23 protein-coding genes are annotated in these 25807 nt (G+C 62.3%); 7 read left to right on the forward strand and 16 right to left on the reverse strand.

The features are described from left to right. Nucleotides 1-3 precede the first annotated feature (3 nt). The 3 genes from MAIT1_RS06810 to MAIT1_RS06820 form a co-directional block, all read right to left on the reverse strand. On the reverse strand, nt 4-807 hold the full coding sequence (locus MAIT1_RS06810; protein WP_085441539.1) for an SDR family NAD(P)-dependent oxidoreductase: 804 nt from the start codon (nt 805-807) through the stop codon (nt 4-6). A gap of 27 nt (nt 808-834) precedes the next feature. Beyond that, nucleotides 835-1389, reverse strand: coding sequence for a 2-amino-4-hydroxy-6-hydroxymethyldihydropteridine diphosphokinase (gene folK, locus MAIT1_RS06815; RefSeq protein ID WP_158089354.1), 555 nt, complete (start codon nt 1387-1389; stop codon nt 835-837). 194 nt (nt 1390-1583) lie between these two features. After that, the gene (locus MAIT1_RS06820; RefSeq protein WP_085441541.1) at nt 1584-2354 is read right to left on the reverse strand and encodes an SDR family oxidoreductase; all 771 of its coding nucleotides are present in this window, start codon (nt 2352-2354) and stop codon (nt 1584-1586) included. 654 nt (nt 2355-3008) lie between these two features. On the opposite strand from MAIT1_RS06820, the gene MAIT1_RS06825 reads away from it, so the two are divergent. Then, entirely contained in the window at nt 3009-4553 is a 1545-nt protein-coding gene (locus MAIT1_RS06825; protein ID WP_085441542.1) for a DEAD/DEAH box helicase, read from the forward strand. A gap of 93 nt (nt 4554-4646) precedes the next feature. Here MAIT1_RS06825 and MAIT1_RS06830 read toward each other — a convergent pair whose 3' ends face one another. The 3 genes from MAIT1_RS06830 to MAIT1_RS06840 all read right to left on the reverse strand — a co-directional run bounded on the left by MAIT1_RS06830 (nt 4647) and on the right by MAIT1_RS06840 (nt 8618). Then, nucleotides 4647-5417: a sulfite exporter TauE/SafE family protein gene (locus MAIT1_RS06830; RefSeq protein WP_085441543.1), complete on the reverse strand. Its 771-nt coding sequence runs from the start codon at nt 5415-5417 to the stop codon at nt 4647-4649. Between the two features lie 6 nt (nt 5418-5423). Further along, nucleotides 5424-7532, reverse strand: a complete 2109-nt coding sequence (locus tag MAIT1_RS06835) for a TRAP transporter permease (RefSeq protein WP_085441544.1) — start codon at nt 7530-7532, stop codon at nt 5424-5426. Between the two features lie 69 nt (nt 7533-7601). Continuing rightward, a complete protein-coding gene (locus MAIT1_RS06840; protein ID WP_085441545.1) occupies nt 7602-8618 on the reverse strand; it encodes a TAXI family TRAP transporter solute-binding subunit in 1017 nt (338 codons plus the stop codon). A gap of 196 nt (nt 8619-8814) precedes the next feature. Here MAIT1_RS06840 and MAIT1_RS06845 point away from each other — a divergent pair, with 196 nt between their 5' ends. Continuing rightward, nucleotides 8815-9771 (forward strand): AEC family transporter, encoded by a 957-nt coding sequence (locus tag MAIT1_RS06845; RefSeq protein ID WP_158089355.1) that lies wholly within the window; start codon nt 8815-8817, stop codon nt 9769-9771. 21 nt (nt 9772-9792) lie between these two features. Here the strand turns inward: MAIT1_RS06845 and MAIT1_RS06850 are convergent, their stop codons facing one another. Further along, entirely contained in the window at nt 9793-10320 is a 528-nt protein-coding gene (locus MAIT1_RS06850; protein WP_085441547.1) for a MarR family winged helix-turn-helix transcriptional regulator, read from the reverse strand. A gap of 116 nt (nt 10321-10436) precedes the next feature. On the opposite strand from MAIT1_RS06850, the gene MAIT1_RS06855 reads away from it, so the two are divergent. Then, a complete protein-coding gene (locus MAIT1_RS06855; RefSeq protein WP_085441548.1) occupies nt 10437-10925 on the forward strand; it encodes a DUF4405 domain-containing protein in 489 nt (162 codons plus the stop codon). 79 nt (nt 10926-11004) lie between these two features. Here MAIT1_RS06855 and MAIT1_RS06860 read toward each other — a convergent pair whose 3' ends face one another. Beyond that, nucleotides 11005-11730 (reverse strand): glycosyltransferase family 2 protein, encoded by a 726-nt coding sequence (locus MAIT1_RS06860; RefSeq protein ID WP_085441549.1) that lies wholly within the window; start codon nt 11728-11730, stop codon nt 11005-11007. Between the two features lie 10 nt (nt 11731-11740). Beyond that, the gene (locus MAIT1_RS06865) at nt 11741-12466 is read right to left on the reverse strand and encodes a TVP38/TMEM64 family protein (protein WP_158089356.1); all 726 of its coding nucleotides are present in this window, start codon (nt 12464-12466) and stop codon (nt 11741-11743) included. Between the two features lie 673 nt (nt 12467-13139). Between MAIT1_RS06865 and MAIT1_RS06870 the strand changes: the two genes are divergently transcribed. After that, nucleotides 13140-15359, forward strand: a complete 2220-nt coding sequence (locus MAIT1_RS06870; protein ID WP_085441551.1) for a hypothetical protein — start codon at nt 13140-13142, stop codon at nt 15357-15359. Between the two features lie 55 nt (nt 15360-15414). On the opposite strand, the gene MAIT1_RS06875 is transcribed toward MAIT1_RS06870, so the two are convergent. The 5 genes from MAIT1_RS06875 to MAIT1_RS06895 all read right to left on the reverse strand — a co-directional run bounded on the left by MAIT1_RS06875 (nt 15415) and on the right by MAIT1_RS06895 (nt 19957). Continuing rightward, nucleotides 15415-16890 carry a phosphotransferase gene (locus tag MAIT1_RS06875; protein WP_085441552.1) on the reverse strand — a complete coding sequence of 492 codons (1476 nt, stop codon included), beginning with the start codon at nt 16888-16890 and terminating at the stop codon, nt 15415-15417. Next, nucleotides 16887-17828: a lysylphosphatidylglycerol synthase domain-containing protein gene (locus MAIT1_RS06880; RefSeq protein WP_158089357.1), complete on the reverse strand. Its 942-nt coding sequence runs from the start codon at nt 17826-17828 to the stop codon at nt 16887-16889. Before MAIT1_RS06880 ends, MAIT1_RS06875 begins: the two co-directional genes overlap by 4 nt. Beyond that, nucleotides 17825-18550, reverse strand: coding sequence for a sugar phosphate nucleotidyltransferase (locus MAIT1_RS06885; RefSeq protein ID WP_085441554.1), 726 nt, complete (start codon nt 18548-18550; stop codon nt 17825-17827). Before MAIT1_RS06885 ends, MAIT1_RS06880 begins: the two co-directional genes overlap by 4 nt. Further along, nucleotides 18551-19363 carry a glycosyltransferase family 2 protein gene (locus MAIT1_RS06890; protein WP_085441555.1) on the reverse strand — a complete coding sequence of 271 codons (813 nt, stop codon included), beginning with the start codon at nt 19361-19363 and terminating at the stop codon, nt 18551-18553. A gap of 189 nt (nt 19364-19552) precedes the next feature. Beyond that, on the reverse strand, nt 19553-19957 hold the full coding sequence (locus MAIT1_RS06895) for an HAD family hydrolase (protein WP_414673637.1): 405 nt from the start codon (nt 19955-19957) through the stop codon (nt 19553-19555). A 368-nt stretch (nt 19958-20325) separates the two neighbouring features. Between MAIT1_RS06895 and MAIT1_RS06900 the strand changes: the two genes are divergently transcribed. Further along, nucleotides 20326-22197, forward strand: coding sequence for a DUF8201 family protein (locus tag MAIT1_RS06900; protein WP_085441557.1), 1872 nt, complete (start codon nt 20326-20328; stop codon nt 22195-22197). An 11-nt stretch (nt 22198-22208) separates the two neighbouring features. On the opposite strand, the gene MAIT1_RS21810 is transcribed toward MAIT1_RS06900, so the two are convergent. Next, nucleotides 22209-22370, reverse strand: a complete 162-nt coding sequence (locus MAIT1_RS21810; RefSeq protein WP_158089358.1) for a hypothetical protein — start codon at nt 22368-22370, stop codon at nt 22209-22211. A gap of 284 nt (nt 22371-22654) precedes the next feature. Between MAIT1_RS21810 and MAIT1_RS06905 the strand changes: the two genes are divergently transcribed. Further along, a complete protein-coding gene (locus MAIT1_RS06905; RefSeq protein WP_158089359.1) occupies nt 22655-24511 on the forward strand; it encodes a Na/Pi cotransporter family protein in 1857 nt (618 codons plus the stop codon). 50 nt (nt 24512-24561) lie between these two features. On the opposite strand, the gene MAIT1_RS06910 is transcribed toward MAIT1_RS06905, so the two are convergent. Further along, nucleotides 24562-25251: a response regulator gene (locus MAIT1_RS06910; RefSeq protein WP_338038652.1), complete on the reverse strand. Its 690-nt coding sequence runs from the start codon at nt 25249-25251 to the stop codon at nt 24562-24564. A 120-nt stretch (nt 25252-25371) separates the two neighbouring features. Here MAIT1_RS06910 and tnpA point away from each other — a divergent pair, with 120 nt between their 5' ends. Then, nucleotides 25372-25803: an IS200/IS605 family transposase gene (gene tnpA, locus MAIT1_RS06915; protein ID WP_085440116.1), complete on the forward strand. Its 432-nt coding sequence runs from the start codon at nt 25372-25374 to the stop codon at nt 25801-25803. Nucleotides 25804-25807 lie beyond the last annotated feature (4 nt).

Raw genomic sequence — 25807 nt, forward strand, 5'->3', positions numbered from 1 at the left:
CGATTAGGCGATGGACTGCGCAGTGGGGCGGATGGTCAGATCGTTGATGTGCACATGGGGCGGCCGGGAGATGACAAACGCCACCGCTTCGGCGACCTCGTGAGGCTGTAGGAAGGGCCCATATTGGCGCGCCAGTTGGGCCACGGTGTGGTCATCGTACCCTGCGCTGTGCTGAAACCCGCTGGTGACAAGGCCGGGGGCGATATGGGTGACGCGAATAGCGTGGGAGGCCACTTCCCGGCGCAGCGACTCGGCCAGGTTGGCCAGCGCTTGCTTGGTCGCATTGTAGAGGGCCACTTCCGGCACGACGTCGCGATAGAGCGACGAGCCAATGACTACGATATCCCACGCCTTTTGCTCAGAGTTTTTTTGCGCTTGTGTTGCGCGCAGCATCTCTGTGGCGAAGCCGCGCAGCTGTCTGGCCGCGCCAAGGATGTTGATCTGAATTAGCTCCTCCCAGCGCGCCGCATCACTTTCGAGCAGCGTGCCGGGCGCGCCCTGTCCGGCGTTGACCACACACAGATCCGGCGCGCCGAGGAGTTGCGCATGAGAGGCGGCAATGAGCGCGCTGATGGTGACCTCATCGGCGGCGTCGCCCGCGACTGTCGCCAGCGCGCCGGGTTGTGCGGCCATTTTCTGCTGCAACTGCGCCAGTCTCTCCGCGCTGCGTCCATTGCCCACCACGCCAAAGCCGGCGGCGAGAAAATTTTCTGTGATGGCCAGTCCGATGCCAGAGGTGGCGCCGGTGACGATGGCGCGACGAGGCGGCGGATGTTGCGCGCGATCAGAAGCAGGGGGCGGCGTCATGAGTGGTCCCTTTGTGTATTCAAAGGCTCAGGGCTCTGCAAGCGGACTGGTCAGCGTATCCATCGCGATCAAGTGGCCATTGGCGTTGCGCTGCAGCGTCAGCGGAGTCAGTCCAATATAGACCCCTTCCAGCACGATCTCGCGCCCATCCGGTAGTGGATCTTTCCGCCAAGAGCCGCCGTCGATGTGCAGAAAATCCATTAACTCGAGAACTTGCGGGCGTATGTAGGGTTCGTCCGGCAGCAGGGTGGGCGAGTCGATGGGGCGTCTTTTGTCCCAGAGGAACAGGATGTCCAGATCGATGGTGCGGCTCTTCTTCCAGCGATCCGGATCGCTGCGGTCGCGGCCCATGCGCGCTTCGATGGCGTTGAACTCGTGCTTGAGCGCCTCAGGCGACAGCGGGCTTTGCAGCGCCACGGCGCAGTTGAGAAAGTAGGCGTCGTCGGGGACGTTGACCGGCTTGGTCGCCAGCACGCGGCTAACGTAGAGAGTGGGGGCGAGGTCCAGCAGCGCCGCCAGCGCCAGCGCCATGTTGCGTTCCGGTTCGATATTGCTGCCTAATCCAATAAAATAATAATCCATTTTTCTTCCAGACCAGGGTGCGTGGAGAGGGGCGCAGCGCCCCGCATTCATCCGGGTGGGAGAGGGTCGAGTCCAGGCTGCGCTCACGGGCGCGGGCTGCTCGGCATAATGCTTGGGGTGTTTATACCATAGCGCGTGGGGCGCAGGGCAATGCGTCGTCCGCGCCGGTATCTCTTTGGATTCTCAAGGGCATCCTATTCGTAGTTGCGGAAGTGTCGGCCGATGTGCTGAATTGACTCGCCGCCGTCCACCACCAGCGCTTGTCCGGTGACAAAGGGGTTCTCCAGCAGATAGTGCATCGCTTGGGCGATGTGATCAGTCTCTCCCTGCCGCTTGAGGGGGATTCCCTCAATACGCCACTTCACATAGGCCTCCGAGCGGGTTTCAGCAGGCAGCACCACGCCGGGCGCGACGCCGTTGACGCGCAGCGCCGGGGCCAGCTCCATAGCGGCCATTTTGGTGAACTCGGCCAGACTCTTTTTGGCCAGCAGGTAGGCGGCGTATTCGAATTGGTTGTAGTTGATTTTATTGTCGAGAATGTTGATGACGCAGCCCTGGCCGCAAGTGCGGGCAAAGGCTTGGGTGAGGAAAAACGGCGCGCGCAGATTGACCGCGAACTGTTGATCAAACAGCGCTGCGTCGGTCTGCATGATGGAGGCGTGTTGGTAGGCTGAGGCGCTATTGATCAGAACGCCCAGATGCGGCATGGCTTGTTTGGCCCGTCGCAGCAGTTCGGGGATGGCGGCGACGTCGCTCAGGTCGGCTTGCAGGGCGTGGCTATCCACGCCGCAGGCGGCCAGCTCTTGCAGCGTATCGTCCCGCTGCGCCACAGAGGAGTTGTAGTGGATCATCACGTCATATCCACGTTGGGCCAGGGAGAGCGCCAGGGCGCGCCCCAGGCGCACGGCGCCGCCGGTGACCAGCGCGGCGGGTTTGGACGGGGAGGGTGCGGTGTCGGCGGGCATGAAATCTCCTAAACGGCAGGGCAAGAGGCGCTGCGCCCCAGTGCGCAGCGGCGTAGGCCAACGCCGTTCGAATGGCGCAATCTTCTCATGGACGCCTGAGCGCTGCCACTGCTGGACTGATATTCTCCGCGTTTTCCTCGGATTCGATTATCAGACGAACCTGCGCAGCAGGCTGGCGGAGCCGTGCATGACGCGCCTGCGCCGCGTCGGTGGACGCGCTGGCCCAGCGCCCTCATATAACCTTTTCGTTGTGGGTGGCGTCTCCCATTGGCGTCTTCCATTCTATTGAGAGCAAAGAGCGGTTTGGGGAGTAACTCCTCCCGGGCGGCGCGTCTGTCGACTGCGCCGCCCAGCATGTTTCTGTGACAAAGGGCGGATGGCGTGTTGATATTGATCTTGACTCTGAGGGCAATATGCGCCAAAGTGGGCCATTGAATTTCGCGCAAGCCCTCCTCCTTTAAGCAAAGTCAGGCCCAAGCCCATCGCGAATACCCCTGGCGGATGCGCTGTACAATCAGTCCGCTGCCGTCGCCACCTCTTTATATACTCCAACGCGGATGTTCCGTCGTTGCGCCCGCCGCCTGCAATACATGGCTCTGGCGGGAAACCCGTGCGCGCTGTTGCGCTGCCGCCATCCTATGAAAGAAGCTGTCTGTGTCTCAATTTACTGATCTGTCTCTGGCTACTCCCATTCTCAACGCCTTGAAAGAAAACGGTTACACCACCCCCACGCCGATCCAGGCCCAAGCCATTCCGCACCTGCTCAAACGGCGCGACCTGCTGGGCATCGCGCAGACCGGCACCGGCAAGACCGCGGCGTTCTCGCTGCCTCTGCTGGACCATCTGACGCGACATAAGAAACATCCCCGCGAGCGCTGTGTGCGCGCTTTGATCCTGACGCCCACCCGCGAACTGGCCTCGCAAATCGACGCCAATATCGCCAAATACGCCACCCACCTGCGCATCTCCCACTCGGTGGTGTTCGGCGGCGTGGGCCAGCGTCCGCAGATTCACGCGTTGCGACGCGGACAGGATATTGTCACCGCGACCCCGGGCCGCCTGTTGGACCTGATGAATCAGGGCCACATCCGCCTGGATCAACTGGAGACCTTCATCCTGGATGAAGCCGACCGCATGCTGGACATGGGCTTCATCCACGACATCCGCAAAGTGGTGGCCAAACTGCCGCCCAAGCGCCATACGCTGCTGTTCTCGGCCACCATGCCCAAGGATATCGACGTCCTGGCGCAGACCCTGCTGCACAACCCCGAGCGGGTGGAGATCACCCCGCAATCCACCACCGTGGAGCGCATCGATCAACGTGTGATGCACGTGCGCAAGAATGATAAGCGCAACCTGCTGCTGCACGTGCTGGACAAAGAGCCGACGGAGGGGGTGTTGGTGTTCTCCCGCACCAAGCACGGCGCCGATCGCGTGGCGGAGTTCCTCAGCCGCAACTCGGTGTCGGCGGCGGCGTTGCACGGCAACAAGAGCCAGGGTCAGCGTGAACGGGCGCTGGCGCAGTTCCGCAACAAGCGTCTGCGGGTGCTGGTGGCCACCGATATCGCCGCGCGCGGCATCGACGTGGTGGGTATCAGCCACGTGATCAACTTCGACCTGCCCAACGACCCGGAAGCCTACGTACACCGCATTGGCCGCACCGCCCGCGCTGGTCGCGATGGGGTGGCGATCTCCTTCTGCGATGCCGAGGAGGGCGGCGCGCTGCGCAGCATCGAACGCGCCATCCGTCGTCGGGTGCCGGTGGATGCCGAACACGAGTTCCACATGGAGCCGGTGGCGGGCCAGGGCAAGTCGGAGCCGCGCACGGGCCGTCAGGCGCGCAGCGGCAACAAGGCCAAACGCAATCAAGCGCGTAAGCCGCACAGCGGCGGCGCGGGCGAGCAGGGACGCGCTCAAAGCGCCCATCATGCTCAGGGTGGCGCGCAGAGCGCCAAGTCCCATGCGGGCAATGGCCAGTCTGCCAAAGCGCAACAGCCGGGGGCCAAGTCGGCGCACAACAAACCGCGTTCGGCCAATGCGCAGAACACAGGTAAGCCGCAGCAGTCCGCTCAAGCGGGACAGGAATCTCGTGGCGGCAAACCGCGCAAGGAGGGGCATCATCCCGCCAACAAGGGCGCACAGCGTCCGGCGCGTCGTTCCGGCGCCCGTCGCGGCGCGGCGATGGCCAGCGCGGTCTGATTGACTCCGCACTGCTTTGACTCAGGGCGCGGGCAGTGGGATGAGAGAGATCCCGCCGCCCGCGCCCGAGTTGTTTGTGGGGGCAGGGCTTGGCTATCCGCTCCACAGCAGTTTGAGGATAAACAGCGCGCCGGTCACATAAAGGGCGCGGCGCACCCATGCGTCGCCCCGGGTGAGGGTGGTGTGGGCCCCCAGCCAGCCGCCGACCCACGCTCCCAACGCCAACGCCGCCCCGGCGCCCCAATCCACCTGCCCCTGACTGGCGAACACCGCCAGCGCCAGAAGCGTATAGATCAGCACAATAAACGATTTATGGAAGTTGACCCGCACCAGGTCCATGCCCATGACGCGGTGTAGCGCGGGCATGAGGATGAAGCCCACGCCGATCTGAATGAATCCGCCCCAGAACCCCGCGCCCAACATGGCGAGGTGGCCCCACAGCAGATTGCGCGGCGCCGGTGTGTGCGGCGTTTGCCCGTCGTCAGACGCCGCCGCCGACTCCTTGCGCCCGCTGGCCATGAGCAGCAGCACCCCCGCCATCACCCCCGCCAGCACGCGGTTGAACCACACCCCGTCCAGCTTAACCCCGATCATCGCCCCCAGCAGCGCGCCGATGCAGGAGACCGCCGACAGGGTGAGTCCCAGACGCCACTCGGCGCCGCCCAGGGTTTTATAAAACCGCAGCACCGCCGCCAGGCTCTGCGCCAACACGCCGATGCGATTGGTGCCATTGGCCATGGGCGCGGGCAGCCCCAGAAACAGCAACAGCGGCGCACTGATGAGGGAGCCGCCGCCGGCAATGGTGTTGATCCAGCCCATGGCGACCCCCGCCAGCGCCAGCAGCGCCATCTGCCAGTGGGCCATGGCGTTTCAGCCTGGGACGGGTGATGTGGCCAAGCGGGCGCGCTGCTGACGCAGCAGCAGGGCGGCGAAGGCGATCAATACAGCCGCCGCCGCTACATGGGCCAGCAGCGGCAGAGGCCATAGCAGGGCCAGCGCCAGCAGCGTCATCAACGCGCGGGCGGGAATGCCCAGCGGCGCGCGGAAGTGTCCCTGCATGGCCGAGGCGAAGGCGTAGAGACCCAGCAGGGCGAACGCGCCCACCTCCAGCGCAGAGAACCAACCGCCGGTGAGGATCGGCGTATAGGCGAACAGCACCGGCACCACATAGAGCCCCTTGGCCAGCTTCCAACTGGTGAAGCCGGTGGCCATGGGCGGGGTCTTGGCGATGGTGGCGGCGGTAAACGAACAGAGGCACACCGGCGGGGTGACGTTGCTGTCCTGCGACAGCCAGAAGATGATCATGTGCGCGGCCAGCAGTTGCAGCGTGAGCACCTGCTCATCCACCAGCATGGGGCGCAGCAGGGCGACATTCTCCACCGCCATGCTCTCAATCAGCGCCAGCGCCTGCTCATAGTTCAGCCCTTGATCCAGCAGCGGCAGGGCGTCGGGCGCGGCCAGCATCAGCACCGCCTTGGGCGCATCGCCCAGATTGCCCGCCGCCAGGACTTGCGCCATCTCGCCATTGGCCATCAGCGCGAACAGCGCCGGGGCCGAGAGGGTCGCCAACACAATGTAGGAGGCGGTCACCGGCAGCCCCATGCCCAGCACCAGCGAGGCCAGCGCCACCAGCACGATGGCGATGAGCAGGGAGCCCCCCGCCCATTCGGTGATCATCAAGGAGAAGGTGTTGCCGATGCCCGCCGTGGCGATGACGTTGACCACCAGTCCCACCGCGCACAGCAGCACCGCAGTGGTGACCATGTTGCGCGCGCCCATGGCCAGGGCGTCCAGCACCGCGCGCGGCCCCATCTTCTTGGGCGTGAACCAGGAGGAGACGATCACCGCCAGAATGGCGAAGGCGCCCGCATAGACCGGGGTGAAGCCCCACATCAGCATGCCGATGAGCAGGGTCACCGGGACCACAAAGCTCAGGCCGTCGCGAAACAGCAGCGGCAGGATTGCCGGACCCGCTTCCACCGGCTGAGTCAGTCCCTGTTTGAAGGCTTCAAAGCGGATGTAGAACGCCAGCGAGAAGAAGTAGAGCAGCGCCGGGATCAGGCTCACCGCCACAATAGTTCCATAGTCGATCTGGGTGTAGCTGGCCATGACGAAGGCACCCGCGCCCATGATGGGCGGCATCAACTGCCCGCCGGTGGAGGCGGCGGCCTCCACCCCGGCGGCGAAACGCGCCGGAAAGCCGGCCTTTTTCATCATCGGGATGGTGATGACGCCGGTGGAGGCGGTGTTGGCGATGGCCGAGCCGCTAATGGTGCCGGTCAGCCCTGAGGCGATCACCGCCACCACGCCGGGACCGCCCACCATGCGCCCAGCCAGGGCGCGGGAGAGATGAATGACGAAATCCCCAGCGCCGGAGCGCAGCAGGAATGCGCCAAACAGAATGAACATGAATACAAAGGTGGCGGAGATGCGCGCAATGGAGCCGAACAGGGCGTCATCGCCATAGATGCTGCGAAACAGGGTGGTCTCCAGGCTGAGTCCGGCAAAGCGGAACACGCCGGGGATCAACTCCCCCCACCAAGTGATATAACTTAATGAAAGAATAATCAGAACCGGGATGATCCAGCCGGTGGCGCGGCGGGTGTATTCAATCGCCGCCACAATCACCAGCACGCCGAAAATCCAGTCGCTGGCGATGAGCTTGACGCCGCGCGCATAGATGGGGTCCTGGGCGAAGATCAGATAGATGGCCGCGCCGCTGGTGAGCAGGGCGAAGGCGATGTCGAATTTACGCCAACGGGCGTTGGCCAGCGGATTGAGCAGGCCGCACAGCAGGGCGAAGCCGGCAAAGTGGATGATGTTCATATCCTGCGCATCCACATTGCCAAAACTATTGAACCAGAAGTGCAGCGCCGCCAGCGCCGCGCAGAGCCAGTAGATCAGGCGGTTTTGCCGCAATGTCGCCACTTCGGCGGCGATGCTCTCGGGCACAGGACTCCAACCTGTGGTCACACCCATAGCGGGCTCCTCATACAGAGGGTGAAGCGACCGCCCGCCGTGTTGATGGCGACGGGCGGTCGTCAGCGCTTAGTCGACGATCAGATGCGGCGGGATCTTCACGCCCGCCTCTTTATAGTATTTGACCGCGCCTCTGTGCAGCGGAACCGGCAGCCCCGCCAGCGCTTTTTCCAGCGCCATGGCCTTGGTGGCGGAGTGAATCGCCTGCAGGAACGGCAGGTTTTCGTAGATGGTCTTGGTCAGCAGATAGACAAACTGCTCATCCACGTCGGCGTGGGTGGCCAGGAAGTTGGGTTGGGCGATGGTGTGCCAATCCGCCGTCTGTCCCGGATAGGTTCCGGCCTTGATCAGGTACGGCGTCCACAGGCCCAGGCCGCCATCGGCTTTCTTGGCCAGCTCGGGGCTGAAGTTGAGCGGGGTGATCTTGTTGCCTGCCGAGGCAAACAGTTTGGTGATGGCGCCCGTGGGCACGCCCGCCGGGGTGTTGACCCCCGCCACGCGGCCATCCTGCAGCGCCTCGGCTGAGGGGCCGTAACCGGCGTACATCAGGTCGTAGTCGTTATCGATGTCCACGCCCAGATTGCCGAAGATCTTGCGGTTGGAGCCGATGGTGCCAGAGTTCTTCTTGCCCAGCGCCATCTTCTTGCCTTTGACCGCCATCACGTCGGCGGCGGTTCCGGTTTTGGCGTACTCCTTATCCAGCACGATCTGCTCGACGTTCTGCCACAGCATGGTGACCGAGCGCAGGTGAGTCTGCTTACCGGATTTGGCCACCGGGCCGGTGCCATTCCAGGCGTAGGAGCCGAACAGACCTTGCAGAATGGCGAATTGGGCCTCTTTTTCGCGGATCAGCTTGACGTTCTCGCCGGAACCAGCGGAGTTGATGGCGGACATGCCCATTTTGTGTTTGGGCTGAATCTTCACTTTGGTGAGGGTGGCCAGGGCGACGCCGACGGGGTAGTAGGTGCCGCCGGTGCTGGCGGTGGCCAGCAGAAAATCCTGGTTGGCGCGCGCGTTGGGCGCTCCGGCCAGGGCCACCGAGGCCGCGACCACGGCGCTCAGAGCAATCTTTCCGAGTAATCGCATTGTCATTCTCCTAAAAGGCGCAAACGTCTTACGGTGGTTGCCTCACAATTCGAAATGTAGGCGATGTTGGTTTGATCATAGTGGTATTATGTGCGTCGGGTCTAGCGTGTTTTCCCTTTGATTCCATTACAGTAGATTCCTGTAAATGCGCCAGAAGCGATTTGCAGGGGGTGGCCGGGTTGGTGGGCGGCGTCTTATGCAGCAGTTTTGGTCCTCAATTTGGTTTGTCGCCCAGGTCACAGGGCCAATTTTTTTGTTGGTGGCCCTGGGCGCCTGGTTGCGCGTGATCAAGGTGATCGACGAGCGCTTTGTGGAGGATTCGGCGCGGGTGGTGTTTCGCGTGGCGCTGCCCACGCTGATTTTCATGGCGATTGCCAAAACCGACCCGTCGGAGCTGATGCGCCCGGCGGTGCTAGGCTGTTTTGTGGCGGCGACATTGGCGAGTTTTGGCGGGGTTTTCTGGATCAGCGGGCAGTTCCGCATGGCGGCGGCGGATCGCGCCGCCTTCGTGCATGGGGCGTTTCGCAGCAACTACGGCATCTTCGGCCTGGCCATTGGACTGAACAGCTTTGGCCAGGAAGCTTTGGTGGTGGGGTCAGTGATCCTGGCGCTGCTGATCCCGCTGTATAACATCCTGGCGGTGGTGTCGCTGACGCTGCCGTTTCATCAAACCCATGCGCTGTCATGGCGCGACATGCTCAGGCAGATCGTCGGCAATCCGCTGATCATCGGCGTGTTGGCGGCGCTGCCGTTCAGTCTGTTGCAAATTCCGCTGCCGCTGCTGGCCACCCGCACCGGCGACTATCTGGCCAATCTGACCCTGCCGCTGGCGCTCATCGGCATCGGTGGTTCCCTCACCTTGGCGGGGTTGCGAGAAGCGGGGGTGAAATCCACTATCGCCGCCCTCATCAAAACCGTCGCCCTACCGCTCATTCTCACCCCAGTGGCCATCGCGCTGGGGTTTGTGGGGGTGGAGTTGGGCATGCTCTATCTGGCCTTCGCTGCGCCCACCGCCGCCGCCAGCTTCCCTATGACCCGCGCCATGGGCGGCAATGGCGAGATGGCCGGTCAGATCATCGTGGTCAGCACGCTGGCCTCGGCGTTCACCCTGGGCGCCGGGCTCTTCATCCTGCGTTGGGGCGGCTGGATTTGACGCGGCGCAGGCAACTCAACTCTACGTCTTAGCCGCGCTCGGCGTTGCGTTGCTCTCCAACGCTTCCACCAGTCGGGTCAAGAGGGTGATCATCGTCTCCATCTGCTTGGGCGTAAGCCCCTGCTCCAGCAGTTCGCCATCGGAACGCAGCACGTGGGCCATGGCCCGCTCGATGCGTGCGCCGCCCGCTGGGGTGAGACGCACCGGCTTGCTGCGGCGATCCTGATCGCTCACGGAACGGGTGATCAGATCACGCCCCTCCAGTCGCGTCAGCGCCTTGGTCAGCCCACCCGAGGTGATCTGCAAAAACGCGCACAGATCGTTGGGCGTCAATTGGTGGGGCGGCGACTCGCGCCGCAACATCGCCAGAATCTGAAATTCGGTGAAGTCCAAAGCCTCCTCACGGGCGCAGCGTTCGGCGTTGGCGCGGATGATGGCGTTGAGACGGAACACGCGCAGCATCATGCGCGACACCGGCGTGACCGAGTCTGGCCAGTTCTGCTCCATCTGCTGAAAAAGTGACGCAACTGATCGGCTGTCAATGGTCATGAATCCTCCTTTGATACAGCATATTTTGCCACAAAATATCTTGCAAGGAAGATAATTGCCGCGCTATATAGCTTCTCAGGAAGATAATTACAGGCAAATTGGCAGGGAGATCCGAGATGAAAAATCTGAAAACGCGGCAGTGGTCCACGCCGCTGGTGATTATGGCGGGCGTGTTTGTTGCGGTGACCGGCGTGTTGCTGTTTTTCCATCTGGGCGGCGCGGCGCGGGAGGCCCATGAGTGGATCGGTCTGGCCATGGCGGCGGGCATTCTGTTTCACGTCCTCAACCATTGGGGGACGTTCACCAGTTATTTTTCGCAGAAGCTGGGCGCAGGCGTGATGGGCGGCGTGGCGCTGGTCGCCATCGGCTTGGTGCTGGGCGGCGCGCTGAATAGCAGGCCCAATCCCAAAGGGTTTGTGCTGGACGCCTTCCTCTCGGCGCCGTTGGCGCAGGTGGCCGGAGTGTTGGGCAAATCGTCCCAGGAGTTGGCGGCGCAGTTGGGCGCGCAGGGGATCACGGTGGATGGGGATGCGCTCTCCATCAAGCAGATTGCCCGGGCCAACGCCATGGAGCCGTTTCATCTGGTGGAGAAGCTGGCGCGCTGATGGCGGCTTGGCGGGCGGAAAATAAAAACGCCGGATGGTCGTGGGAACATCCGGCGTGACTCTCTTTATTATTTGGCGATTAGCGCTTGTCTTTGCAGCGCCAGTACCACAGTTCGCGCCAGAACTGGAAGTAGTAGGCCCCGCCCCAGCGCCAGATCTGCAGTTTGCGTTCGCCGCCGATGCGCTCCGGCTCGCCCACGCCCACTTCGCCGATGCGCTTCTTGCACTTGGCGGCCCGCACGGAGAGCAGGGGCTCCCAGCTGATGATGGTGTTGAACAGCTTCTCGGGCAGCAGGTAGGACTCCTCTTTGTGCAGGTCCAGCTCCTCAATGAGGCTATAGCGGAAGGCGCGATAGATCACCATGGCGTCGGTGTACTTGCCGCCGTGCAGCAGGTTGATGGTGCCGGTGAACAGCCAGTTGCCGAAGCCGGTGATCAGGTCGTCGTCATCGCTCTTGGCGTCGCCCTTGTAGCGCGAGCCGATCACCATGTCGTAGCCCTCTTTCATCATGTCCAGCACGTCGGGCAGGCGATCCATGGGGCAGTTGCCGTCGGGGCTGACGGTGACAATGACGTCGCCTTTGATGATGTTGGCTTCCAATAGGTCCAGATAGGCAAAGCGGATGCCTTTGCGCTTTTGCACAAACACTTCGTAGCCAGCTTGGCGGCACCATTCGATGGTGCCGTCGGTCGAGCCGCCATCCACAATAATGATCTGATCAACCCATTCGGGTTTGATTTGCGGCATAATCGCCTGCACGCCGTCAATTTCATTGAGCGTGAGGGCCAGAAGCGTCACTTTCATGGGAAGCCTTCTATTCCTTCGATTGATTGAGAATTTTCGACAGATATTTGACTGCGATCAGCAGCGTTGCGCCCGCCGCGATCCACAGCGCCGTCTGCACCCAGGTCTGCGTCTGACCTTCGATCATGAAGCCGCCAGCTTGTTCGCCCAGGATGGCGAAGGCGATGGAGGGGGGCAGCAGAAATACAAAGGTGGTGGTGGCGTAGGTGCGCAGTTTCAGTGAGGTCAAACCAAACAGATAGTTGAGCGCGCCGGTGGGCATGATGGGATTCAAGCGGGCGAAGGCGACAAAACGCCACCCTTTGGCGTCGAACTCGGATTGAAGTTTGGCGACGATGCGGTTATCAAACCGATGCGCCAGTGGTTGACCAATGGTGGTGCGCGCCAGCACGAAGGCGATGATGGCCGCCAGCGAACCTGCGCTGGCGATGAGCACGCCGCCCAGAATGCCGCCCCAAAAGTAGCCCGCCGCCAGATTCAGCGGCAGCGAGGGGAACGTGGTGAGCACGGCCAGCATAAAGAATCCGGTGAACAGCAGCACCGATTGAACCGGGTGCTCGCTCAACATCGATTGGATCGCTTCGGGGTGCAGCAATCCCTCCTGCCGCAGACGCCAAGCGATATACCCCAGCGCCGCCAGCATGCTCAAAGCGATAAGCCGTTTGACGCCGATGAATCGACGCCAGCCGGTTTTGCCTTTGAGAGGGTTGAGTGACTGCTTGGATGTCATTGTCATCACGCGCATCAAGATCCAGTACACGAAACGCCGCCAAGTTTGGGCGGGCGGCGCATGGGCGTCTTGTTGCGATCTCTCCTTTTGCCGGCTTTTCAACGCATAGGCTGCGCGAGTGATTGCGGGCAATAATTCGAACAGCGCGTTCAAGCCCGACTGAATAATCGACGCTGGCCTCCACACACTGTTGGCTGGCGCAACGGTTTCATACAGGACCGTGGCGGCATCAAGCTTAAGCGGTGAGTGCGCGACGCTCTGGCGTGTGTCTGATTCTTAGGCTGAAAAGGCGTTTATTCCAGCGAAATAGACTGCATGCAACAATTGTATCCGACACAAAGCAATTCGGCATTATGGCTGCAATGGGTGATAATGGCAATGCCTAACCATTAGGATTTGATTATGCGTTCTTCAGTCGATTGTTTGGCGCGCCGATCTCTTGCGTAGCCCTCGCATCTGGCGACCGCCGGTTGTCTCCAAGCACGCTGGCGGTCATCGTCTCTCGCTGCGCCGGAAGGGCTCTGCGCCGATGTCGACGTTGTGTTTGACGCCACGGTCGCCCGCCTTGCATCAGGGTTTGCCGGAACCGTATAGTGTGGCGATTTAGATAGCGCTTCTCTTCCCCTGTTGGCGCGATACGTTCCCATTGCGCGCGCAATATTCCCTGTTGAGGTGTTCCATGAAGGCTCGGTTGCGCGCCTGGCAGAGGTTCCTGTTCCACCCGCTGGCGATCTTTGCGCTGCTCTTTTTGGCGATTCTGTACGCTTATTCGCCGATTCCCTTCTTCTTGTTTGCCGATGACCACTTTCTCTATCCGGAGTTGGCGTGGTTTGACCACAAGTCGGCATGGTTGAGCCATCTGCTCTCCTTTAATCAGACCCGATATGTGGCCATCGGCGACTTTTTGTTGTTCCGTCCCGGTCTGTTTTTGGCGATGTATCTGAATGATCTGTGGCGCGAGAACTATGCCCACATGGCCATCGTCTATGCTTTGACCACCGCCATGATGGGGTGGGCGCATTATCATGTCTGCAGCCAGTTTGCGCCGCGCTGGGCAGCGCTGCTGTTGGCGCTGAGTCTGCCGTTCCTGGCCATGTCGGACAGCGCCTATCAGTGGTCCACGCACGTCTTCTATACCTGGAGCATCACCTTTTTCCTGCTCGGCGCGCTGCGCCTGCGCAGCGTGGATATCGTCGATGAAAGCAGCTGGCGCGCGGTCAAACTCTGGCCTGCCGCCGCGTGGTTCTGTCTGGCGTCGCTGTTCCATGAGAGCGTGGTGATCGCCCTGGCGGCGATACTCGGCGCCGCGCTGTTTTGGCGCGTGGTCATACGTCGGGATTGGCGTGTCTATCGCAGTCCGTTGATATGGCTGCTGGCGACGCCGTTGATCTTCTATTTCACGCTGTTGCTGGCCAATATGTGGGCCTATGACGCGCTGGAGATCCTACGCGACGGGCGTTTTGAGAATCTGCATGAGGGGCGCAACTATCCGTTTATGGAGAAGGTGAAGATGGCGGTCCATTTCGCCGTCGGTGAGATCGGCCGCATTTTGCCGGTGGCGCTGCTGCCGGAGGGTTGGCGGGAGACAATTTCGCAAGCGATGCAGAGCGGCGTGGTGCAGCGCCTGTTGCCCAACGTGGCCGCCAGTGAACAGGTGAAGATTGCGCACACGCTGTTGGTGATGGCGCAACTGGCGGGGATGGGGCTGCTGGCGTGGCTGTTGACCCGCTTCACGCGCAAACCCGGGCAGGCGCCGATTTTTCTGCCGCGCAACGCCTTTGAAATTGCGCTGACCATCACCGTGGCGACCATTCTGACAGGATTGATCTTCACCCGGCTCTTCTCCCGCGGCGAGGTGAGTTCCTTCTACCATCTGTTGGTGCTGGCCTATTTGATCCCGCTGGCGGCGGTGTGGATGAAGAAGGTGGGCGAGCGCCTGCCGCGCGGCCTCAATGTCGGCTTCAAATGGGTGCTGGCGGCGCTGTTATTGCCCAATATCATCGGTTACGCTTACGCCAACCACCAAAAAATGCGCGCCGCATATGACTTGACCATGCCCGCGCGGTTGCAGCCGGTGGCGGCGATCACTGAGGCGTTGGGCGATGCGCAGAGCTGCTTTGGCGGCATCGACGCTCATGCGCTGGCCACTGACGCATTGCCCGTGCTGCGTGAGGAGGGTGGCCCGGGGCGCGCCAATGAGGGGGAGTTCAGCAAGTATATGCGGGAGCTGTTCACCATCTGGCAGTGGCGCTCCTGCGCGCGTCAGGGGACGGCGCCGCGCTATTTCGCTCTGCACAATGCGGGTAGCGCAAAGGAACCGAATATCGTGGCGCAGCGTATCGATTTGACAGCGTCGCCGCGTGATGGCGGACAACCCTTAGCCGCGCGTGGGATGGGCGAGAGTATGCGCCGCCGCATTCTGGCGGCGTTCCGCAGCGATCTGTCCTGGTCCACGATCAAGACGCCGCAACGGCTCTATCGCGTGCCGCCCGAGGCGCTGCAACTGGACGGGCAAAGCTATCAATTGCCTGTGGCCACGCAGCAAATCGCCCTCTCTGTGGAGGCGGATGAAGAGACGCCGGTGTTTTACAATTTCGGCCTGTTCCTGCCGGGCGCCCAGAGTGAAGTGATGCTGCAGTTTGTGGACAATGCGGCGATTCTCAGCGCGCCCGGTCCCGACGGCTCCATGCGCGCCATTCAGGTTTATCTGCCGCGCATGGCGCGCCAGGGGCGGGTCACGCTGCGTCAGGCGGACGCGGAGCTGTGCCATGTGTTCTTCGATGATGTGCTGCTGTTTGGCGCTTCCCACTGTGTGTTGCAGGGGCCGGTGAGCGTGTTCCGCTGGGACGCGGGCAGCCCCAAGGAGCATTTGGGCGCGTTGACCTCTTGGACACGGTGATCCACGCTCTACACAAGCGCGGGATACGCTAACGAAACTCCTCCACAGTGGCGAATTAGCGCGCCGCTGCGCGCTGCTCCACCCAATCGAGAATCGCCGCCGCATTGAGAATGAACCCCAGCGGTTTCTCCGCCACGTCCGCATGCAGCGGGATCATGCTTAAAAACAGCGACGCCTCATACAGACGCGTCACTGTCAGATCAAACCCACTGCGTGTGAGATACGCCTCGAACAGCTCCGCAACCTGTGCATCCGGCTCGATGGGTAGAGTCAAAGAGAGCGTTAGGCCAGATTCCAAACGCAGATCAAACAGCCCCTGATTGATGAAATCATAGCGGCCCAACACCGAGTGGCTGAGTTTGGCCACGTCGTAGTAGGGGTCGGCGTAGAGATCCGCCTCGCTGGTTGCGCCGCGGGGGTCGATCAAACGCAGCAGTTGCGTGTGTTTGTCATACAGCATGTTGGAGAAGCACAGATCGCCGTGGCCGATGACCAGATCACCCGGTTTGCGGCGTGCGCTCAATTGCGCATAAAGTTGATGGTAGCGCGCAACGATGGCGTCCAGCCCAGTGTAATCGGTGGCGTTGACCAGCAGCGCCTCCACCCGTTCAAACAGCGGCAGACGCTTGAATGCGGCGATGCGCTCATCGAGTTTGGCGACGTATTTTTCCTCGACCTCCGCTTGCCATTGAGCCGGTGGGACGGATTTGCGCGCGCGCAGGTCGATGAAGCGAAACACTCGCGCCAGCAGCGGCTCCAGATCGCTGGGCGCCAACGCTTGATGGATCCACTGAATCGCCAGATCCGGGATCAATAGGCGCTCCATGCGATAACTGGCGCGCTCCCCCTGCTCCTGAAAGTCATAGGGCTGCACGAAGAATGGCTGCATCTGCGGCGGCAGCAGGCCGTAGTAGTCGTGCTCCCGGCGCATCTTGTCGCGATCCGACGAGCTCTTGACCACTTCGTACTCATTGTGGGTGATGCCATTGAAAAAGCGCACGTCGAAGTTGCGCGTGAGCAGCTGGGTGCAGGCGGTCAGGTCGGACAGATCCAGGAACTGACCGATATTCTCCAGCGGGGTGAAGATCACGCCGCGGCGATCGGCCAGGAACGCAGGATCGCCGTCGGCCAGGCCGCGGGCGCAGAAGGTCTGAAACAGCGCTACGTCCATATCCGCCAGACTGCAGGCGCCGCCGGGGTCGGGACCGAACAGATAGAACTGGTCGGCGTAGCGCAATTTGTTCAGCATCACGCCCGCTTCATCGAGGTCGCTGGGAAACAGGCTGGCGGGCCAGTAGAGCACGCGGTCGATCTGCTCCTCCTGGCGCAGCCTCTCGCGCAGGGCGCGCAGATCCGCGCGATTGCGCATGTGTGTAAACAGGGCGCCGCGGGTGTTTGCGGCCAGCTGCGCCACGCGTTCGGCCAGTCGCTGCTTGCGGTGGATCAGGTCGGCATAGTGCTCAAGACCGGTCAGAGAGCGCACCGCCTCGGAGACGGGCAGGGTGTCGTCATATACGATCAAGCGGCTCATTGAGGGGGCTCCAGGCGCAAACGCGGCTTGCTGCGCAAGCGCCACGCGGCGTAGGGGATCAGCGCGCCGATGGCGCACACAGTGAGGATGAGGCGCGTCAACTCCGCATAGCCCGCTGTGGCGCTGTTGGCGCTTGCCGTGGGCGCAGCGGCGCTCAAGCTATCGGACAGCGCGGTCATGATGTGGGCGAACAGCCCCTCGGGCGAATCCGCCATGGCGTGCAGCAGGAGCCAAAACAGGCCGATTTCACAAAACCAGATCACAAAGCTCAGGGTCACCAGCGTCGCCAGTTTGCCGCGCGCCATATCGGTGACGTGGAGCAGGCGCGAGCGGATGCGGTGCATCAGATCCAACGCCAGCAATGCGCGCTGGGAGTGGTGGCGGCGGATGAGTCGGTGAATCAGATAGGTGAGATTCTGCGGCAGCACCACAAACGCCAGCAGGGTGGCCACGGCAAACAGCGTCAGCGAGAGGATCAAAGGGGTGGTGGCGTCGGTGTTGGCGTCGCCGCCCAGAGCCAGCAGTAGCAGCGGCAGCAGCATCAGGGCGTCGAACACGCGCTCCAGCCACACCAGCGCAAAGCCGCGCCAGAGTCCGCCGGTGAGGTGGCCCAATTCGACGATGCGCATCCCTTCGCCGAGTTTGAACGGCAGCAGCAGACTCAAGCCCGCAGTGAACAGATGCGCCTGCCCCAGGCGCATGAGGCTGAACTCCTCATGTTTGGCCAGCAGCAATCCCAGGCGCAACACCCGCATCAGATGGCTGAGGAGATAGAGCCCGCCCGCCATGAGCAGACTGGCGGCGTCGATGCGCCAGTAGGCGGAGAGCGCGGCGCCCGGCGGCGCGAGCCACGCCAGCGCCAGCAGGCCGATGGCCGCGATGACGAACAGCAAGCGCCCGGCGCAAGCCCAGCCGCAGTGGGGCGGGCGCGTGCTCACGGCGCCGCGCATGCGGCTTCATACTCTGCGGGCGTGCCCAGGATCAGCGTGCGATGCCCATCGGAGTCGGGGTTGATGGTGAGCGGCGCCCCGGCGTTTAGCATGCGCTTGTAGACGTCGCTGATATAGAACTCATTACGCCATTCGCTCTGTTGTGCCCACTGGGCGTAGAGCTGCGGGGTGCGAAACCCATAGAACCCGGTGGTGGCGTGGTTGGAGATCACCACCTTCTCGGCGATGTCGGTGACGCGATAGGCGTCATCCACCGTCACATAGCTATAGGCGGGGCTGTCGGCGGGGAAGACGTCGATATAGCCGTCCGCCGTGGTCAACGCTTCGGCGATGCGATGATAGTCGCGGCCATAGAGGATGGTGTCGATATTGTGGAACGCCAAGCGCTGATCTGCGGGTTGCAGCTCATCCATCACGTAGTGCGCGCCCAGCAGGGCGGTCTCCGCCTGACCACGGGTGTCGTCGATGAAGATCAGATTGCGCTCGCTGTAGCCATGGCGCGCGACGATGGACGCCAACGCCGCGCGGTGGGCTGCATCGCGCCTGTTGGCCACCAGCAGGAGGTTGTCAAATGCGCCATCCTGCAGCATCTCCTCCAGAATGTGGCCAATGATAACGTCCCCTTGCCACGGCAGCAGGAATTTGGGCTGTTCATAGCCCGCGTCGCGAAAACGCCGATAGAGTCCGGCCATGCACAGGATCAGGTTCATTTACCCGCCCTCCTGCGGCGCTTGCGTAAACATCTCTTCGGAGGGGTAAGCAAAATCCGCCGGGCGGTCGGCGTGGTTGGCGGCGAGAAATGCTTCGCGGTCGCGCAGGAACTCCCAGGCGATGCCCAGGGTGCGGCGCGCCTGACTGAACAGTTTGACGTTGGAGACCTGATCATCCTCGCGCCAGGTGAGGGGGAAGAAGTGCATGCGCCAATCGCGCGCCACCATGGCCAGACTCAGGTAGTAGTTGAAGGTCAGGTCATTGGCGAAGCGTCGCCAATCTTCATCCGCGAGCCGTGTGGCGGAGAAGTAGTTGAGCCCGGAGCCCAGGTCATAGAAACGCTTCCCGGCGGCCAGGCCGTAGATTCCGTTGAACACATGGTTGCCAAAGGTGCGAAACGCCGAGTACCCCTCCAGGGTGGAGCCGGTCATGAAGCGCGCCCCCAGCAGGGCGTCATACTGCTGATGCGCGCCCGCATCCAGCAGCGGCGCGATGTCGGCGATGCTGCCCTGGTCATCGCCGTGCAGCACCAGGCAACCGGCGTAGCCCTTCTCCAAGGTGCGTAAAAACGCCACCTTGTGGGAGCCGCCCAGGCCGTAGTTGTCACAGTTGCGCAGCGCGGTCACGCGCACATGGCGCAACGACTTGAGCCCCTCAATGGCGGTGGCGAGGGTGTCGTCGGGGCTCTGATTGTCCACCACCACCACCTCCGCCAGTCGCTGCTGCATGGCGGGGTCGAACTGTTTGAGCACGCGGGAGATCTGTCGCGCGCAACGATAGGCGGGGATGAACGCCATAATGGGATCAGGCATAACGGTCAACTCCTGGCCGCCGGATTCTCACCACAGAGAGTGCATGATGACCCGCCAGCCCCAGCATGGCAAGACGCCGCCGAGCGCTTAATGAAAACGCAATCGACGTTCGATTAAGATAGGCCATGAACACAAAGTTGCTTTAGAAGGTCAACGGCGCGAGCAGAATTTTCGTCCCCGAAAACCGTCTCATGGCGACTCTTCCTGCGGACGACAACCGGCCAGCAGGGTTTGAATCTCCTCATAGCTGAGATTGAGGAACTCATCGGGGCGGATGGTGTTGTCGTCGACGTAAAAGCCGCCGCGCCCCTGCCACGGTTTGCCGAAGTGGATCTCATCGTAGGGGATCTGATGCTGGTCCAGCCACGCCAGGGTGAATTTGGCGGTGTTGGCGTTGATCAGGCCGATGTTTCCTTCGTGGGTGCGCATGTTGCGCGCGGTGTGCAGGATGATGGTGAACCCGGCCTCCTTGTAGGCGCGCAGTTGCGCCGCCATGGCGGGGTAGGGGATGAGGTCGGCATAGCTTTGATCGGCGCGCTTGGTTGGGCACAGCGTGCCGTCGATATCGCAGACGATGCACTTTTCCTTTTGAATCATTCCTGCCGATCCTGTCGCTGGCTGTCGTTACCTCATATGGGGACGCGCTGTGCGCGTGTTTGAGCAAGCTGTCGACACACGCATTGCATCGGCTTCCCCCAATCTGGGACCATATCGGCAACGCAAGAGGCATACCATTGATCTGGCGCTGGAAACGCCCCCATCTGGCGGGCGGCGCAGTGATGTGGGCGCGATCAATGGCAAAGGCGCCAGCGCGCTGACCATTGCGCTATGTTGTGGCGACTCCGGCGGAAACGGTATGATGCGGAACTCGGCGCCATCAGACGGAGGCGTTTGAGAGGGGGCTGCGTGGCGGCCTGGGTACGCCAGGAGGGTGACGTTGGACCGAAGGAAGCTGAGGCGGCATGGCGATCGGGTCTGAAGAGGGGGTGATGCTGCTGAGTATGGCGGCGCTGCTGCTGCAATGGGCGCTGGGCTATGCGCTGGTGGCGGGCGTGGGGCTGCCGGTTGCGCGTCGCCTGGCCTGGCGGGGCGGCGTGGAGCTGTGCAGCGCGGCGTTCTGGAGCGGTTTTGCCCTGCTCATCGCCGCGCTGTCGGTGTGGCACCTGTGGTTGCCGGTAAATGGCTGGGCCATCGCCCTGGCGGCGGCGTGGGGCGGGTTCGGTTTATGGCGAGACGCGCTGAAACGCTCCTGGCGTGGTTGGAGGGGGCCGAGTCCGGGCGCGTGGGCGTTGGGCGCTCTCCTGCTGCTCTACCTGCTGTTTCTCGCCAATCGCGCGCTCTCCGGCATCGTCACCCCCGACGCTTTCGACTATCAACTGCCGCTGCTGCGCTGGACCCAGGACTACGCCATCATCCCTGGGCTCTCCAACCTCAATCTGCGCGCCGGGCTCAATCACTCCTACTATCTGTTTCTGGCTCTGTTCGACCTGCCGGGTTCGCCGTTTGGCGCGCACAATATCGTTCCCGGTCTGATGATGGGCGCGCTGATGCTGCAACTGAGCGCGGCGGCGCTGCGGGTGTGGCGGCGCGTGGGGCGACGCAGCGACGTCATGGCCACGCTGCTGCTGGCGCCGATGCTGTTCCAGAGCCTCTATTTTCTCTCCTCGCCCAGCAATGACGCGCCGGTGTTTTTTCTGGCGCTGCTGCTGGCGCTGCATAGCGCGCGCGTTCTCCTGGGGGAGATTCCCCGCCAGCTCCTGTCCATGCAAATTGGGTGGATCCTGGCGCTGGCGGTCACCGCGATCTCCTGCAAAATGACCGTGGCGCTGTTTCTCGGATTGTTGTCTGTGGCGCTGTTGCTGCGGCTGGCCCGCGCCCAGCGCATCCCGCTGGCGCGCAAAGCGTGGGTGGTGGTTCCCGCCGGATTGCTGGCGGCGCTATGGATGGGGCGCGGCATGATTCTCAACGGCTATCCGTTGGCGCCGTTGACCGTGGGCGCGGTGGGGGAGATCTCCTGGCGCGTTCCCCATGACTACATGACATTCGCCATGGCGTGGCACAAGGCGTGGACCCGCAACCCCCACGTGAGCAGTCCGGATCAGGATGTACAGGACTGGAGTTGGCTCAAGCCCTGGTGGAAACGTCTGATCAGCGCCAGCGCCAGCCGCTATAACTTCCCCAACTACCACGACTTCTCGGCGCTGATCCTGCTGCCGCTGCTGCTGGCGGCGGCGTTGGCGCTGCGTTGGCGACGACTGTGGCGCGGTTGCCGTTTCGCCGCCTGGGCGCTGCTCTTCGCCAGCGGCGCGGCGTTGGCGCACTGGTTTCTCAATGGTCCGCTGCCGCGCTATATGGGCGCCATGGCGTGGGCGCTGCCCGCTCTGTTGACGGCGGCCCTGGTTGGCGGCGCGCCGCGTTCAAGACTGCGTGCGCGGGGCGTTGTGCTAGCGGCGTTGGCGCTGGGCGTCGCCTGCATGGGAATGAAATTGAGCCACCCCACGGTGTGGCCTCTGGTTCCGCCGCCGCCAGGATTTGGCGCCGAGCCTCTGGTGCGCGATAAACCCTATATGACGGTGCGCACCGACCAGGGCGCCGTGGTCAACATGCCGCGTTACAACCAAGTGTGCGAAGGGGTTCCCCACCCCTGTTCCGCCACCATTCACCCGTGGTTGGCGCAGCGCGATCCGAACACCCTGCAAGCGGGGTTCGTCCTGCGTCCGCCCGCCGGGTTGACCTGGGCGGATGATCCCATCGGGCGGCCCTACTTCTACAAATCGTTTGAATCGCTGTTGCAGATCTGGAGCAGCGAGAACGCAGAGTCACGTCGCCATTGAACCGGCAGACGCTACGCAGAGGGCGGGGTGCGATCTTGGCGGCGGCGCTTCCACGCCTGCGACCACAGATACGCCACCAACGCCAGCGCGGCAACGACGTAGAGGAGGAACACAGGGGTGGGCGCTGCGGCGAAAACGATATAGCCGAGCACCGCTAAAAAGACGTAGACCATGGGCGAAGCACCCCAGGAAAGAGTCGATAAACCGCCAATTTTACCAAAGCTTCCAGTTTCTTGGTAGTGGGGATTAATTTTTTTAATCGATAACAGAAATTCGACGCCGGAGTTTGGGAAAAAGCGGCTAGCGTGTCATGGACATATGCTAATATGAGGTCAGGCGGACTTCTCTCCCTTCAGATCCATAGGGGCGTGTCATGCGCGCTCAACGGCGGTGTTGGAGTCGGGCGCCACGATATTGGTGGCTTTTCGGGGCCTGGATAGTGGTCTCGGCGCTGGTGATGAGCCTGCCGCCGCCGCTGCTGGCGGCCACAGCGCCTGCTGCGGTGAATGCAGAGCTGGATTTCACCGCCATGAGTTTCGCGCTTCTGGGCGGGCTGGCGCTGTTCCTGCTCGGCATGGAGACCCTCTCCAAAGCGCTCAGACATCTGGCGGGCGACCGGTTGCGCGCGGTGCTGGCGCGTCTGACCGTCAACCGCGTGGCCGGGGTGCTGACCGGCGCCTCGGTCACCGCCTTGATTCAATCCTCCTCCGCCACCACCGTGCTGGTGGTCGGCTTCGTCAGCGCCGGTCTGCTCTCTTTGCCGCAGTCGGTGGGCATCATCTTCGGCGCCGAAATCGGCACCACCATCACCGCGCAGATTCTGGCGTTTAAGATCACCCACTACGCCCTGCCCATGATCACCGTCGGACTGGCGCTGGCGTTGATCTTCAAACGCGAAATTCCGCATCAGGGCGGGCGCGGATTGGTGGGCTTGGGGCTGATCTTCTACGGCATGAGCCTGATGAGCGACGCCATGGCCCCGCTGCGTCACCACGCGCCGTTTCTAGAGATGATGGCGCAGGTGGAGACGCCCATTGTGGGCATCGCGCTATCGGCGGGGTTCACCGCCTTGATCCAATCCTCCTCCGCCACCACCGGCATCGTGCTGAGTCTGGCCGGGCAGGGGTTGATCACCCTGCCTGCAGGCATTGCACTGCTGTTCGGGGCCAATATCGGCACCTGCATCACCGCGCTGCTGGCCTCCATCGGGCGTTCGCGGGAGGCGGTGCGCGCAGCCACGGTGCACATTCTGTTCAACACCCTGGGGGTGCTGATCTGGACCGGGGTGATCGGCATCGACGCCATGGCGGCGCTGGTGGGTTGGGTTTCGCCTCACAGCGACGGTTTGAGCGCCAGCGCCATGCTGGCGGCGGACACGCCGCGCCAACTGGCCAATGCCCACACCCTGTTCAACCTGCTCAACACATTGGCGTTCCTGCCATTTGTGGCGCAGTTCGCCTATCTGGCGCGCAAATTGGTGCCCGAGGCCGAGCTGGCGCCGACGCCGCAGACAACCGCTTGCGTCGATCGGCGTTTGGCGTCACTGGATGAATCATTGCTCGAGCGCCCCGGTCAGGCCATCGTGGCGGCGCGCAACGTCATTGTGGACGCCATCGGCCAACGGGTGTTGCGCATGTATGACGAGGTGCTGCCGGCGCTGATCCATGCTGACCCCAACGCCCTGCACATTGTGGCGGAGATGGATCATCAGATCGATCTGGCCTACCGCAGCGTGGTCGACTATTTGGGGCGGCTGAGTGTGCGCAAACCCCTCAGCCATGCGCACAAACGGCGCATCGCCGCGCTGCTGGAGATCGCCCGGCAGTTGGAGAGCATCGGCGATATTATCGAGACCAATTTGGTGCATCTGGGCGAGCGGCACATCCGCGATGGCGATCGCTTCAGCGTGTTCGCCCACGAGCATATTCTGCTCTCCCACAAAGAGGTTGGCGAGACCCTCAACAACTGTCTGACGGCGTTGATGGAGTGTGACGCCGCCTGCGCTCATGAGGTGGTGCAGAGCAAACCCCACATCCAATCCCTGCTGTCGACCGCGACCCGGCAGCAGACCCGGCAACTGGCCCATGGCATCGGCACGCCGCGCACCTATGCGCTGGAGATGGATGTTTATGAACAGTTCACCCGCATCTACTACCACGCCAAGCGCATCGCCAAAACGCTGCAGGGGGTGGGGCGGGAACTCACTCAACCTTGGCGTAGCGGGCGCATGGGGGGCGTGGCTAGCTCGCCATTGGTCGCGCCACTGGCGGCGCCTTTGGCTCCCCATGGCGGGAGTCGGCGGCCGCGCCGTTAGGTCGATACAGGCGATACAGCGAGATGAAACGCGCGGGGGAAGCAACGCAGTTAATGCAGTTGTGCGCTCACGCTGTCAAACAGCTCCAGCAGGCGGGCCTTCTTGATGGGTTTGGTCAGGTGTCCGTCACAGCCCGCCTCATGGCTGTTCTTGTGCGCCTCTTTGGAGGCGTGGGCGGAGAGGGCGAAGATGGGAATCTCGCGTTCATTGCGTTGGCGTTCAATGGCGCGCATGGCGCGCGTCGCATCATAGCCGTCCATGCGCGGCATCTGCACATCCATCAGCACCAGGTCAAACGGCGCGCGCTCAAACTCATACACCGCCTCTCTGCCGTCGCGGGCGAAAATGATGCGGTGTGCGCTCCTTTTTAAATAGGCTTTGAGCAGCAGGATATTGTCTTCGGAATCCTCGGCGATGAGAATGCGCAGGCTGCGGGCGTCGCTGGGTTGCGTCGTCTGCTCGTGGGCGTCGTCGGCGCTGGCGGTGGGCGCGGCGCAGGGGGGCATTGGAACCTGGAAAATGAATGCGCTGCCTTCGCCCGGTGTGCTTTCCAGTCCCAGTTCACCGCCCATTTTCTCCACCAGCTTGCAGCTAATGGCCAAGCCAAGGCCGGTGCCGCCATAGCGCCGGGTGGTGGAGGCGTCGCCCTGGGCAAAGGGCGAGAAGATGTTGTCCGCCTGATCAGGCGCAATGCCGATGCCCGTATCAACGACCTCAAAGCGCAGACGCGATCCGTTGATTCTCCGAACCTAAGGTTCAAACCACCGGCTTTAGCCGGTCAGCTTTAGCCGACCACGTGGTAGCGGTATGGGCAGCATCAGGCCATAATGGACGTATTCCTGGAGAGGAGGGCTATGTCCATGAAATACCGATACGGAAGCCACACGGTATATAATATTGAGTACCATTTTGTGTGGGCGACAAAGTACCGCTACAAAGTTCTGAGTGGAGAGGTGGCGACCAGCGTCCGTGAGTATGTGCGGCAGACGTGTGAAGCGTTTGAGATCAGGATACTCAAGGGGGTGGTGAGCAAAGATCATGTCCATATTTTGGTCTCTGCGCCGCCGAACATGGCTCCAAGTGAAATCATGCGCCGGATCAAAGGGCGTTCGTCGAGCAAATTGTTTGAGGAATACCCCCACCTCAAGAAACGATACTGGGGCCGCCATTTTTGGGCGCGAGGGTACTTCTGCGCGACGGTCGGTCAGATTACAGATGAAATGGTTCAGGAGTACCTTGAGCATCATTTCGAGCCGAATCCGAATGACAAATTCCAGTTGGAGCCAGAATAAACCG

The organism is Magnetofaba australis IT-1, assembly GCF_002109495.1.
In the GTDB taxonomy this organism is placed as follows: Bacteria; Pseudomonadota; Magnetococcia; order Magnetococcales; family Magnetococcaceae; genus Magnetofaba; species Magnetofaba australis.